The organism is Streptobacillus notomytis (assembly GCF_001902585.1).
GTDB lineage: Bacteria > Fusobacteriota > Fusobacteriia > Fusobacteriales > Leptotrichiaceae > Streptobacillus > Streptobacillus notomytis.
Genome location: NZ_LKKV01000104.1, coordinates 1 through 12,620, shown reverse-complemented (window position 1 = coordinate 12,620; position 12,620 = coordinate 1). Strand labels below are relative to the sequence as shown.

The 12,620-nt window shown below is 25.7% G+C and carries 15 protein-coding genes; 6 read left to right on the top strand and 9 right to left on the bottom strand.

Annotated elements, in window-relative coordinates:
• Positions 1-72: 72 nt before the first annotated feature.
• Genes BUE91_RS05410 through BUE91_RS05375 form a run of 8 tightly spaced genes read right to left on the bottom strand, consistent with a single transcriptional unit; the run spans position 73 to position 5,580 of the window.
• Positions 73-1,839, bottom strand: coding sequence for a DUF2207 domain-containing protein (locus BUE91_RS05410; RefSeq protein ID WP_073508195.1), 1,767 nt, complete (start codon positions 1,837-1,839; stop codon positions 73-75).
• Between the two features lies 1 nt (position 1,840).
• Entirely contained in the window at positions 1,841-2,404 is a 564-nt protein-coding gene (locus BUE91_RS05405) for a LemA family protein (protein WP_073508194.1), read from the bottom strand.
• A 12-nt stretch (positions 2,405-2,416) separates the two neighbouring features.
• The gene (gene yihA, locus BUE91_RS05400) at positions 2,417-2,992 is read right to left on the bottom strand and encodes a ribosome biogenesis GTP-binding protein YihA/YsxC (protein WP_073508193.1); all 576 of its coding nucleotides are present in this window, start codon (positions 2,990-2,992) and stop codon (positions 2,417-2,419) included.
• Entirely contained in the window at positions 2,973-3,563 is a 591-nt protein-coding gene (gene coaE, locus BUE91_RS05395; RefSeq protein ID WP_066901206.1) for a dephospho-CoA kinase, read from the bottom strand. The genes yihA and coaE overlap by 20 nt, the downstream gene beginning before the upstream one ends.
• A 1-nt stretch (position 3,564) precedes the next feature.
• On the bottom strand, positions 3,565-3,837 hold the full coding sequence (locus BUE91_RS05390; RefSeq protein ID WP_073508192.1) for a cupin domain-containing protein: 273 nt from the start codon (positions 3,835-3,837) through the stop codon (positions 3,565-3,567).
• On the bottom strand, positions 3,830-4,465 hold the full coding sequence (locus BUE91_RS05385; RefSeq protein WP_180370687.1) for a methyltransferase: 636 nt from the start codon (positions 4,463-4,465) through the stop codon (positions 3,830-3,832). The genes BUE91_RS05390 and BUE91_RS05385 overlap by 8 nt, the downstream gene beginning before the upstream one ends.
• Positions 4,443-4,958 (bottom strand): PSP1 family protein, encoded by a 516-nt coding sequence (ricT, locus tag BUE91_RS05380; protein ID WP_073508190.1) that lies wholly within the window; start codon positions 4,956-4,958, stop codon positions 4,443-4,445. The genes BUE91_RS05385 and ricT overlap by 23 nt, the downstream gene beginning before the upstream one ends.
• Positions 4,959-4,971: 13 nt before the next feature.
• The gene (locus BUE91_RS05375) at positions 4,972-5,580 is read right to left on the bottom strand and encodes a JAB domain-containing protein (RefSeq protein WP_073508189.1); all 609 of its coding nucleotides are present in this window, start codon (positions 5,578-5,580) and stop codon (positions 4,972-4,974) included.
• A 134-nt stretch (positions 5,581-5,714) separates the two neighbouring features.
• Between BUE91_RS05375 and BUE91_RS05370 the strand changes: the two genes are divergently transcribed.
• The 6 genes from BUE91_RS05370 to BUE91_RS05340 all read left to right on the top strand — a co-directional run bounded on the left by BUE91_RS05370 (position 5,715) and on the right by BUE91_RS05340 (position 12,042).
• Entirely contained in the window at positions 5,715-7,370 is a 1,656-nt protein-coding gene (locus tag BUE91_RS05370; protein ID WP_073508188.1) for a formate--tetrahydrofolate ligase, read from the top strand.
• A 520-nt stretch (positions 7,371-7,890) separates the two neighbouring features.
• A complete protein-coding gene (locus BUE91_RS05360; protein WP_073508187.1) occupies positions 7,891-9,507 on the top strand; it encodes a PTS transporter subunit EIIC in 1,617 nt (538 codons plus the stop codon).
• A 107-nt stretch (positions 9,508-9,614) separates the two neighbouring features.
• Positions 9,615-9,833: a hypothetical protein gene (locus BUE91_RS05355; protein WP_066901192.1), complete on the top strand. Its 219-nt coding sequence runs from the start codon at positions 9,615-9,617 to the stop codon at positions 9,831-9,833.
• Between the two features lie 2 nt (positions 9,834-9,835).
• A complete protein-coding gene (locus tag BUE91_RS05350) occupies positions 9,836-10,438 on the top strand; it encodes a ribonuclease H family protein (protein WP_073508186.1) in 603 nt (200 codons plus the stop codon).
• A 13-nt stretch (positions 10,439-10,451) separates the two neighbouring features.
• Positions 10,452-11,702: a transcription termination factor Rho gene (gene rho / locus BUE91_RS05345; RefSeq protein WP_073508196.1), complete on the top strand. Its 1,251-nt coding sequence runs from the start codon at positions 10,452-10,454 to the stop codon at positions 11,700-11,702.
• Between the two features lie 73 nt (positions 11,703-11,775).
• The gene (locus BUE91_RS05340; RefSeq protein WP_012858303.1) at positions 11,776-12,042 is read left to right on the top strand and encodes an HPr family phosphocarrier protein; all 267 of its coding nucleotides are present in this window, start codon (positions 11,776-11,778) and stop codon (positions 12,040-12,042) included.
• A gap of 46 nt (positions 12,043-12,088) precedes the next feature.
• Here the strand turns inward: BUE91_RS05340 and BUE91_RS05335 are convergent, their stop codons facing one another.
• Entirely contained in the window at positions 12,089-12,499 is a 411-nt protein-coding gene (locus tag BUE91_RS05335; RefSeq protein WP_066901188.1) for an ImmA/IrrE family metallo-endopeptidase, read from the bottom strand.
• Between the last annotated feature and the right edge of the window lie 121 nt (positions 12,500-12,620).

Genomic DNA, 12,620 nt, shown 5'->3' with positions numbered 1-12,620 from the left:
CCCCCATATATTTTGTCAACATTACTTAGATTATAAAAAGGAGGCAAATATTTCTAAATGCCTCCAATTTTATTACCAACTTCTTCCCCCTCCTCCTCCAAATCCACCACCTGATGAACCTGAAGAAGAAAATCCTCCTGAAAATTTTGAATTTCCACCATAACTATTGTTGTTATTAATTTCTGTTTCTATACTTTTATTTATTATTCTATTATAGTACATAATATTAACAATATGAGAATAATATAAGTTATCATGTATTTTTTCAATATCTAATAATAGTCTAGAAACTACATTATCTAACATTTTTAAATATTGATTCTGTAATCCAAATGCTATAGCAAATGGAAGAATTTGTTTAAAATATGCTATTACCTCTTCTTCTGTTTTAAAATGTTTAAGTTTTTCTACTTCTGTTTTTTGTAAAAATTTCTCAAATCCTTTTACTTTTGTATAATTTTTTTCATAAATTTTAGTATATCTTTTAACTGTTATAGCATTCATAAATGTAATAAAAAACATTGCTCCTAATACTAATAACATTTGTATTTCTGAAAAAACATTCTTTCCAATAAATACTACTATACTTCCTATTACAAAAAAAGACATAATTAATATAATATTTAAATATTTTAATACTGATATTTCATATTCAGTATAGTATTTCTCATCAAAATATTGTTTTAAATCATCTTCAACCAATGCTATAGTTTTTTTTGATTTAAATATATCATTTTTATAAAGTATAGTCCTATTTAAAAATATATTTTCTTCTTTATACAAAATGTCTTGCATACACTCATATACATTCATGTCAACATAATATTGTTTTTCAACGTAATCATTAAAATCTTTTCTTTTAGATTTAATCTTATCACCAAATCTAACTACATATTCCTCATCAAAATCATGTTCAGGATTTTTTTCTCTTAATTTAATTATTCCTTTTTGCATTAACATGAATAATACTACTAAAAAGTCAGTAGAATATGTATTTCTTCTTACCATTCTTTTAGCTATTAAAGCCGAAATATCAGGAACAAGATATTCTACCATTATTGCTTTATTAAATTTATTTCTTTTTTTAAATTTAAATATAGAAATATTAAGTAGCATAATAGGTAAAATAGTTAATAATACGACTATTATTAAAGGGTAAGCCTTAGCTCTATTATACCATAAATCAAAACTTGAGTATTCAAAACTATCTGAATTTAGTAAAAATGATAGTCCTTCTCCTGTATTACTTACACGAACAGTATTAATTTCATAACCTTTTTCTAATTCAGTTATTTGATAATCTTTATTAGTCTCACCAACATACCCTGTAAATACTTCGATATTTCCTTTAATTCCTGTAATAGTTAATTTAAATTTTTCAACAGGCATATTCCAATAATTTCCTAAAGCATTGAAATATATTTGATTAATATTACCCTTACTTCTTATAACATTATATACCTTATATTTAATCTCATAATTAATATTCTTATTACTTGGTAAATATACATTTTTCTTTCCAAGTCTATAAGATATAACATTTTCATCTATCTCACTATGTAGTCCTACTTCATTATCAAAGTCTATATATTTAACATTAAAATCCTCTATTTTAATTCTATCTTCAAATTTTAAGTATGACCCATTATCATATTTAAAAGGAATTATTCTATAAATTCCTCTTTTCATTTCAATATCTGTAATATATGTTATTCTTTCCGTTATATCTAATACTCCATTTGGATTAACTAATATATCCATTTCAAAATTAGATATACTCTCAAAAGAAAAAGTAAATATAGAAATTAAAAAATAGAGAAAAAATAATATTTTTTTCATATTAAAAACTCACTTTTGGTGCACTTTTAGCTTCAACATCTTCTTTAAAGTATTCAGCATTTCTAAATTTAAATATACCTGCAAGTAACATAGTTGGAAATTTTCTAACAAAACTATTTAACTCTCCAACAGTAGCGTTATAGTATCTTCTTGCACCCTCTATTTGATTTTCAATATCAGTTAATGATTTTTGTAATTCTAAAAAACTAACATTTGCTTTAAGATCTGGATATGATTCACTTAAAGCCATAATAGATTTTAAAGTTTTTGTTAATTCATTTTCCATTTTTCTAATTACTTCTAAATTATTAATATCATTTAAATCAAGTTTAAGCATTCTACTTCTTGCTTCAATAACATTTTGTAAAGTAGTGTTTTCATGTTTAGCATATCCTTTGACTGTTTCAACTAAATTAGGTATTAAATCTAATCTTTTTTGTAGAAACGTCCCTATATTACTAAATGCTGTTTGATTTTCTGTATCTAAACTAATATAGTTATTATACACACCCATAGCCCATAAAAATATTAAAACAACCAATCCTAAAATTACCAATAACATCATTTCTATCACTCCTTATAATTTGTCAATAAAATCTAGTATTTCAACTGTCCCAGTATTCTTTAATGATGAATGAAAAAATACATCTTCATTATTAAACTCTAATTTTTTCTTAATTTCCTTTAATTGCTTAAATTTTTCATTATTTGATAATTTATCACATTTAGTAAATATTATATAATATTCTATATTATAATACTCTAGATACTTAAGCATTTCTATATCTTCTCCACTAGGTATACGTCTAATATCTAACAGAACAAAAACTACTTTTTTTCTTTCAGAATTTAAATACTCTGATATTATATTTCCCCAATTTTTTTTAATATTTGCTGGTACCTTAGCAAATCCATAGCCAGGAAGATCAACAAAATATCTATCTTTATTTATTAAAAAAAAATTCACTAGTTTAGTTCTACCAGGAGTTTTACTTGTTCTGGCTAAATTTTTTCTTTTAACTATGGTATTTATTAAAGATGACTTACCTACATTAGATCTACCCACAAATGCAATTTCTGTATTATTCATTTTTTCAGGATAATCTGAAATTTTAATACAACTTCTTGAATATTCAGCACTCTTTATTTCCATTTGTTACCTCTTTTCTTAATTTCATTAAAACATCTAAAGTGTTTACATAACTTATTTCTATGTTCCCTGAATTATCTATTATATAATCTGCTTTTTCTTTTTTTATTTCTATATCTATTTGTTTTTCTATACGTGAAACAGTCTCCTCATATGATAGATTATTTCTTCTCATTATTCTTTCAATCTGAATGTTTTTAGGAGTATATACAACTATTATCTTATCAAAAAGATACTCAAGGTTTAGTTCATATATTAAGGGTACATCTAAAAACATATATTTTTTGTCACAACTTAAAATCTCGTTTTTTAATTTTTCAATAATTATTTTATGCATATATTCATTAAGCATAGAAAGTTTCTTTAAATCTGAAAATACTATCTTAGATAACTTATTTTTCTCATATGTTCCAAACATAGAATAAAGCTTTTCTTTTACAGATTCAACATTGTATAATTCAGATGTTATTAAATCTGCATCTACATATTTAGCCTCATCTTTCATTATATCTTTAATAAAACCGAATATTTTACTTTTTCCTACTCCTATAGATCCTGTTAATCCTACTATCATACTACTCCTTTAAAAAAATACACAACCACTTACAATTAAAACTAGTGTATGCCACTTTATGTTCTGTATTTTTAGGTATAAAAAATCCTGAATCTTTATATAACAAAATCTCTTTATCATCTATTAAAAGTATTGCAGAACCCTCAAGAATATATACATATTCATCTATATCAGAAATCATAATGTCTGTTGTATTAGAATTAGATGTTATTCTCTCAACCTTAATTCTATCATCCATTAAAACTTCTACTAATTCCCCATATTCATTAATCATTTCTAGCCTTTCTTAAAAGATAACTTATGAAAATCTTTTTACCTCTTGAATGTTTTTTAAAATTTTCAATAATAAATCTACTATACTTTCTTAATTCATCATCTCTTTCAATAGGAAGTATTAAGAAAAAATATCCACCATCATCTAATAAATTATTTACAACATCAAGTAAATCTGATATTTTTAAACAAACTTCAAATTTTGAAATTTTCATAATTTCATCTTTTGGCATATATCCACTATTAGTTTTATAAAATGGTGGATTTGATATTATGTATTTAAATTTAAATGGTACATAAAATTCTTTTATATCCACATTATATGCCTTAACCGACATATTATTTAAAGAAATATTAGAAAGTAATATATCATACACTTTTTTTTGTATTTCAACTGCATGAAATTCTGTGAAATTTTTATGTTTATATAACATAAAAGTAAGTGTTCCTATTCCAGCACCTATATCAAGAACATTTCCACTTTCATTTATATTAACTAAATTATCTTTAATAAATTCTATTAGATCTAAGGCATCTGTAGTAATATTTAATGCCCCTTGACCACAATTTAATTTTAAGTTCACACTTTCTAAATAGTGTGTCATATTACCAGTATATTTCACGTCCATATTTCCCAAAGGCATTAAGGATTCTACCCTCATCATTATACTTAATCTGATAAAATTCTACTCTTTTGTTAAATGCCTTATTTACTTCCTTAACTAAATCCCTAAAATCTAATCTTCCATCAGCAGTGAAGTAAAATATTAACTTTTCTCCACCAAACATATATTCCCCTATAACTAAATTCATTTCAGGCAATACTCTTTTTACTATTTCTTTACATATAAAATAGGCTTCTTTAGCCTTCTCATCTAAAATATCTAATTCTCCTATTTCTTTATCTGTTAATTTTCTTTTAACCTTCCTTATTTTCAAATCGTCTTCTTCTAATTCAAAATTAACATTATTTAACTTATTTTCTCCTAATACTACACCTATTTGATCTCCTCTAATAGTTTCAACTATTACATAGTCCCCTTTATTATACTCATTAACTTTTTCTATATAAAAAGGGTAAACTTTTTTTGTCTTTCTAAATCTAATATTAACAATATTCATTTTAACCTCTTTCTTAAATTTGTCCATTTTCAAAAAAACTATAATATCCTTTATTTGAAATAATAATATGATCAGATAATCTTACATCTATGAATTTTAAAACTTTTAACATATTTCTAGTCAAACATCTATCATCATTAGATGGTTCTAAATTCCCACTAGGATGATTATGAACTACAATAATTGACTTTGCATTATACTTCAATATATTTTTAATTATTTCTCTAATATATACTATACTTCTATCTATGGTACCATAAAAAATATCTTCATCTTTAATTAAAATGTTTTTGGTGTTAAAATATAGGACTTTAAATACTTCCCTTTCCATATCCACATATTGAAATTTTAAATATTTCATTAAATCTTCAAAACAGCTAATTCTTTTTTCTTCACCAAAGCATTCATTAAATAACATATGCTTATATATCAAATTAATATTTTTTAAAATTTCTAAAGTTTTTTTAGATAAAATATTCATATTTTCAAAAACCTTAAAATCTTCTCTTAAAACATTAGAAATACTTCCATATTTTTCAATAATTTCACTTGCTTGAATTTTTGCTTTTTTTCTATTTTCAACCAAGCTAATTAAATTCTCAAGTAAATCAATTTCCCTCACTTTTCCCCCTTATGCTACCACATTTATTTTAACATAAACTATACATAAAATCAAACCACAAAAGACTATTTTCAAATTAGACTTTTTAAAATAAATATGATAGAATTAGGAAAATTAAATAAGGTGGTGTTCAAATGACAGATATAGAAATTGCACAAAATTCAAAATTACTTCCTATTGAAGAAATCGCAAAAAAAATAGGTGTAGAAAATGACATAGAATTTTATGGAAAATATAAGGCTAAATTAAATTTAGATATCCTTAAAAGATTAGAATCTAAGGCTAATGGTAAATTAATTTTAGTTACAGCTATAACACCTACTCCATACGGAGAAGGGAAAACCACAGTTTCTGTTGGTCTAACACAAGGGTTTAATAAATTAGGTTATTCTTCAATAGCAGCATTAAGAGAACCATCTCTTGGTCCTGTATTTGGTCTTAAAGGTGGAGCTACTGGTGGAGGTTATTCACAAGTATTACCTATGGAAGATATAAACCTACACTTTACAGGTGATTTTCATGCTATTACATCTGCTAATAATTTAATAGCAGCTATGATAGATAATCATTTAAACAGAGGAAATGAATTAGAACTAGATTTAGATAACATATATTTTAAAAGAGTATTAGATATGAATGATAGGGCTCTTAGAAATATCACTGTAGGTAAAGGTGGTAAAATTAATGGTCCTATACGTGAGGCTTCTTTTAAAATAACAGTTGCAAGTGAAATCATGGCTATATTATGCCTTGCTGAAAATTTACATGATTTAAAAGAAAAAATAGGAAATATTATTATAGCTAAAAACATACATGGAGATTTCATATATGCAAGAGATTTAAAGGTACATGGATCTGCTGCAGTATTGTTAAAAGAGGCTATAAAACCAAACTTAGTACAAACTACTGAAAATACTCCAGTAATAATACATGGTGGTCCATTTGCAAATATTGCACATGGTTGCAATTCAGTACTTGCGACAAAACTAGCTTTAAAACTTTCAGATTATACTGTAACTGAAGCTGGATTTGCTGCTGATTTAGGGGCTGAAAAATTCTTTGATATTAAATGTAGAAAAGCATCTATAACTCCTGATATGGTTGTATTAGTTGCAACTGTAAGGGCTTTAAAACATCACGGAAATGGAAATCTTGAAGAAGGATTAGAAAATTTAGATAAACATATAGAAAACCTTAAAAAATTCAACTTACCTATAACAGTAGCTATTAACAAATTTACTGATGATACAGCAGAAGAAATAAAAATAATAAAAGATTTCACTTTAACTAAAGGCATTGTAGCAGTACCTATAGATATACATTCAAAGGGTGGAATAGGTGCTGAAGATCTAGTAAAAGAAATAGTTGAAGTATTAGATTATGTTGAAGAAATACCTTCAGAAAGTGTAAATTCAGTATTTGAACATCTTTATAGCTTAGATAAAAGTATAGAAGAAAAAATTGAGATTATATGTAAAGAAATATACGGTGCAAGTGATATAGAATATTCTGAACTTGCCTCAGAAAAAATAAAATTATTTACCAAAAAGGGATTTGCAAATTTACCTATTTGTATGTCTAAAACTGCTGCTTCAATATCTGATGATCCAAAATTATTAGGTAAACCAAAAGATTTTGTATTTAAAGTTACAGATATAAATGTTTCAGCAGGTGCAGGATTTTTAGTAGTAATGGCTGGAGACATATTAGATATGCCTGGTCTTCCTAAATTTCCAGCTGCTGAACATATAGATATAGATGAAAAAGGAAATATTGTTGGATTATCTTAGAAGGATTATAAAAAATTGCTGTATAATGAAAAATCATTAACAGCAATTTTTAAATTAATATAACTATTTTTTATTTATAGATTCCACAATACAATTTGTATTATTTGTAACATTCGTGTCATCATAACATTCTGAAATATAATTTCCAATTATTTCTTTACACTTAAGTAATATTGTTTTTTCAAACACAACCACACTTATATTATAAATCTGTCAAGAATTAAAAGATAATTCCAAATTAATTTGTAAAGAACTTAAAATAGTTAAAATACTATAAACAAATAAAATAAATCCTCTAAACATAGTATAAGTTTTAAAATAGAATTAAGATTTGATATTTTTATAATTTTTTTCTAAAAATATAGAAGATTTCATATAAAAAGTTAAATAAGATATAATAAAAGATTAGTCCATAAATAATTTTCCCCGAACATATTTAGTCAATATCTAAATTATTGACTAAATTTTCTTATCATTATATACTAATTTATATACAACAATAAAGAAAGGATGACAAAAAATGAAAAATAACTTTTTTTCAATTTTACAGAAAATAGGTAGAGCATTTATGTTGCCTATAGCTGTATTACCAATGGCAGGTATATTATTAGGAATAGGTGGATCATTTACTAATCCTGTATTAATAGATACATACAACCTTACTTTTCTTGCACCTGGAATGCCACTAAATTATTTAATGCAACTATTTTTTAACATCGGATTATTTGTATTTGCTAACTTACCTTTACTATTTGCAGTAGGAGTTGCAATAGGTATGGCTAATAAAAACAAAGAAACTGCAGCACTTTCTGCTGTACTTGGTTTTCTATTATTCCATACTATTATAAATACTATTTTAACTTTTAAAGGTATTACACCTGATAAAGTAACTTTTTCTGCATTACTTGAAACAGGATTATCAGAATCAGCTGCAAGAGGTACTGTTGCTCTTTATGCTAAAGAACTTGGTATCTTTACATTACAAACAGGTGTTTTTGGAGGTATAGTAACAGGTATTACTTCTGCAATAATTACTAATAAATTTTCAGATAAAAAATTACCAGATTATTTAGCTTTCTTTAGTGGAAATAGATTAATCCCAGTTATAACTATATTAATATTCATACCTATAGCTGCAATTTTTCCATTTATTTGGCCAAGCTTATTCCTTTTAATAGTTAAAGCAGGAGAATTATTTGCTGCTACAGGTGCTATAGGTACATTCTTCTATGGTGCTACTATGAGATTATTAAATATTTTTGGATTACATCATGCAATATATCCATTATTCTGGTATACTCAACTTGGAGGATATGAAGAAGTTGCTGGAGTTATGGTTGCTGGAGGACAAAATATATTCTTTGCACAACTTGCAGATAAAACTATATCTCACTTTAGCTCCGCTGCAACAAAGACTATGACAGGTGGATTCTTACCTATGATGTTTGGATTACCTGCAGCTGCATTAGCTATGTATCATACTGCTCAAGATAAAAACAAAAAATTAGTTAAAGGTATTCTTCTATCAGCAGCATTAACATCATTTTTAACAGGTATTACTGAACCAATTGAATTTACTTTCTTATTTGTGGCACCTGTGCTTTATGTAATACATGCTTTACTTGAAGGTTTAGCATATTTCTTAATGTATGTTTTAAATGTTGCAGTTGGAATTACTTTCTCTCGTGGAATTATAGATTTCACATTCTTTGCATTATTACAAGGACCAGCTAAAACATCTTATCAATGGATATTAATTTTAGGACCTATTTATTCTGTTATCTACTATTTCGTGTTTAAGTATATAATCATCAAATTTAACTTTGCTACTCCTGGTAGAGAAGGGGCAGAAAATAAACTATATTCAAGAGCTGATTATAACGCGACAAAAGAAGATACCCTTATAATAGATGAAATAGTTAATAACCTTGGTGGTATTGAAAATATAGAACATATAGATGCTTGTATTACAAGACTTAGGGTTACAGTAAAAGAACCTAAAAATGTTAGTGATGATGAAATATGGAAATCATTAAAAGCTAAGGGTGTAATAAGATCTGGAAATGGTATACAATTAATATATGGTACTCAAGCAGATATTTATAAAAATAAAATTAGGGCTAAATACAAAATATAATAGTAAAAGTTGTGGGATTTCCACAACTTTTTATTTGCTCTTTTCTTTACTTTAACTAGTGTTTTTGATATAATTAGTGTATAAATGATAAAAGAGGTGTATATAATATGAAAAAGAAAATATTACTAGAAAATTTAAATGATATTAAACAAGTAAAACAAATTTCTACTATACTTTTAGGTCTTACAGAAATTGAAGATTTGGAAGCAGATTTAGATAACAATTCTATAACACTTTCTTTAAATAATTTTACATCAAATGAAATGATTAAATACTATGTAAAATCAGCTAACTTTAATGTAGTTGATATTATAGATATGGAATAAATATGGTTTATGCATATTATATAGAAGAAGAAAAAAAATCTGGCATCGTAAAAACATGGACTGAATGTCAAAGTCTTACAAAAGGTAAAAATGCTAGATTTAAAAAATTCGAAAATGAAAAAGAAGCTAAAAAATGGCTTGAAGACGGTGCTTTATACACTCCAAAATCAAAATCAACATCTGAATTACACAAAGATGCTATATACTTTGACTCTGGTACTGGTAGAAATACTATAGTTGAAGTTAAAGTATCTGATGTTTACGGTGATTCACTTCTACCTTTCATAATGCCACATGAAAAAATAAATTCATATGGAAATTACTTTTTAAACAACAATAGAACCAATAATTTCGGAGAATTAACAGGATTATTTATAGCATTAAAATATGCATTAAAATATAATGTAAAAAAAATATGTGGTGATTCTAAATTAATTATAGATTTTTGGTCATTAGGAAGATATAAAGAAGAAAATATTGATACAGATACTATAAATTTAATTAAAAAAGTAGTCGAGTTAAGAAAAGAATTTGAAAATAACGGTGGAAAAATATTATATGTTTCTGGTGATATTAATCCAGCTGATCTTGGATTTCATAAATAAGAAAGGAATAACAATGGAAAATAATATTTTAGATGAATTAGGTAATTTTACTCTTACCAATCTAAGAAAACTTGCAAAAGAACATAAAATAGATGGATATTCTACTATTCCTAAAATGGAATTATTAAATAGATTATGCTACAGTATTGCAACAGAACAAGGTTTAATCTATTCATATGGTGAGCTAGATATCATAAATGAAACATATGGTTTTTTAAGAAATACTCCTCAAAATACTGATGTATATGTCTCTAATTCTCAAATCAAAAAATTCGGTTTAAGACAAGGAGATGTAATAGTTGGTGAAGTAAGAAAACCACTAAATGATGAAAAAAACTTCGGATTATTGAAATTAATATATGTTAATGGTGAAAAAGGTGAATTAAGTCGTCAAAGACCTATTTTCGATGATTTAACACCATCATACCCTGTAGAAAGATTAGAATTAAGTGAAGGAACAATTTCTTCAAGAATAATTGACTTAGTTGCACCTATTGGAAAAGGTCAAAGAGGTCTAATAGTTGCTCCTCCTAAAGCAGGTAAAACTACTATACTTTCAGACCTTGCTAATGATATATTGAAATATAATAAAGATGTACAGGTTTGGATAATACTAATAGATGAAAGACCAGAAGAAGTTACAGATATTAAAGAAAATGTAAAAAATGCAGAAATATTTGCTGCAACATTTGATGAAAATACTTCTGTACATTTAAGTGTTACCGAAAAAGTATTAGAAGCTGCAAAAAGAGAAATAGAAAAAGGAAACAATATTGTTATTTTAATGGATAGTTTAACAAGGCTTGCAAGATCATACAATATAGAAATGCCTTCAAGTGGTAAACTTTTATCAGGTGGTATAGATCCTAAATCATTATATATGCCTAAGAAATTTTTAGGAGCTGCTAGAAAAATTAAAGGTGGTGGAAGTTTAACTATACTTGCAACAGCTTTAATAGAAACTGGAAGTCGTATGGATGAAGTTATTTTTGAGGAATTTAAAGGAACAGGAAATATGGAATTGGTTCTAGATAGAGCCCTTCAACAATTAAGACTTTTCCCAGCAGTTGATATATTAAAAAGTGGTACTAGAAAAGAAGAATTACTTTATTCTAAAAGAGAATTTGATGCAATACTTAAATTAAGAAAATTTTTATTAAAATTAAATGAAGCGGAAGCTCTTAAATTTTTAATGGATTTAATTAAGAGATATTCAAGCAACAAAGACCTTCTTGAAAATATAGATTATGAATTAAAACTGTAAGAATTTAAAGGTTGACAAACATCAAAATGTAGTGTAAAATCTATCATATATAAAGTTCTAGGAGGAGTAAGAAATGTCAAAAACAGTAACAATTATTAATGAAACTGGTATACATACAAGACCAGGTTCAGTTATAGTTAAAAAGGCTAAAGAATTTAAAGAAGATGGAACTCAAATAATGTTATCTTACAACGGAAAAGAAGCAAAGGCTGATTCTTTAGTAAAAATTTTATCTCTAGGTATAAAAAAAGACGCTGAAGTAATAGTATCAGCTGAAGGTCCAAGTGCTGAAAAAGCAATAGAAGAAATGGCTGAATTATTATCAACTTTAGTAGATTAATAAATAAAAAAAATGCGTTTAAAATATAGGCTTTTAATACGCATTTTTATTTTATCAATCCTTTTAGATATCTATATATTCTTTCTTCCTCATCATTTATCATGAAATATTCTAATTCTTCTTCATTTAAATATCCAAAAAGTAAATATGCTGCAAAAGTATTAGCTTCTTTTTCTAAAAAAGATGAAGCATTAATAAAATTTTCTTTAAATTCAATAGCATCGTCATTATGAAGAAATGCATGACCTAATTCATGTGCAAGTACCATTTTTTCCATAAATTCAGATAAATTATCATTTATAGCAATAAACTTAACATTATTTATTTTCTTAAAAAATCCTTTGATATTACCCAAATCTCTATACAAAACTTCTATATTATATTTCTTAGCTATACTAATAGGATCATTAGTTCTACATGTATCTACTACTTCTTCCACTATTTCCTTAATATTCACTATTTACTCCATTCATTTCATATACTAATATAATACTTTTTAAATATATTTTTGTCAACATTAAAAAAATCCCCATATGGGGATTTAAAAATTAAAGAATTATAAGCTTATGTTTTCTTCT

What these genes read in the sequence shown, in the direction of transcription:
- BUE91_RS05355 (WP_066901192.1), top strand. Translation starts at nt 9,615, where the DNA reads ATGAAAAAGAAAATATTACTAGAAAATTTAAATGATATTAAACAAGTA.
- BUE91_RS05360 (WP_073508187.1), top strand. Translation starts at nt 7,891, where the DNA reads ATGAAAAATAACTTTTTTTCAATTTTACAGAAAATAGGTAGAGCATTT.
- BUE91_RS05385 (WP_180370687.1), bottom strand. Translation starts at nt 4,465, where the DNA reads ATGGACGTGAAATATACTGGTAATATGACACACTATTTAGAAAGTGTG.
- BUE91_RS05405 (WP_073508194.1), bottom strand. Translation starts at nt 2,404, where the DNA reads ATGATGTTATTGGTAATTTTAGGATTGGTTGTTTTAATATTTTTATGG.
- rho (WP_073508196.1), top strand. Translation starts at nt 10,452, where the DNA reads ATGGAAAATAATATTTTAGATGAATTAGGTAATTTTACTCTTACCAAT.
- BUE91_RS05370 (WP_073508188.1), top strand. Translation starts at nt 5,715, where the DNA reads ATGACAGATATAGAAATTGCACAAAATTCAAAATTACTTCCTATTGAA.
- yihA (WP_073508193.1), bottom strand. Translation starts at nt 2,992, where the DNA reads ATGGAAATAAAGAGTGCTGAATATTCAAGAAGTTGTATTAAAATTTCA.
- coaE (WP_066901206.1), bottom strand. Translation starts at nt 3,563, where the DNA reads ATGATAGTAGGATTAACAGGATCTATAGGAGTAGGAAAAAGTAAAATA.
- BUE91_RS05410 (WP_073508195.1), bottom strand. Translation starts at nt 1,839, where the DNA reads ATGAAAAAAATATTATTTTTTCTCTATTTTTTAATTTCTATATTTACT.
- BUE91_RS05340 (WP_012858303.1), top strand. Translation starts at nt 11,776, where the DNA reads ATGTCAAAAACAGTAACAATTATTAATGAAACTGGTATACATACAAGA.
- ricT (WP_073508190.1), bottom strand. Translation starts at nt 4,958, where the DNA reads ATGAATATTGTTAATATTAGATTTAGAAAGACAAAAAAAGTTTACCCT.
- BUE91_RS05390 (WP_073508192.1), bottom strand. Translation starts at nt 3,837, where the DNA reads ATGATTAATGAATATGGGGAATTAGTAGAAGTTTTAATGGATGATAGA.
- BUE91_RS05350 (WP_073508186.1), top strand. Translation starts at nt 9,836, where the DNA reads ATGGTTTATGCATATTATATAGAAGAAGAAAAAAAATCTGGCATCGTA.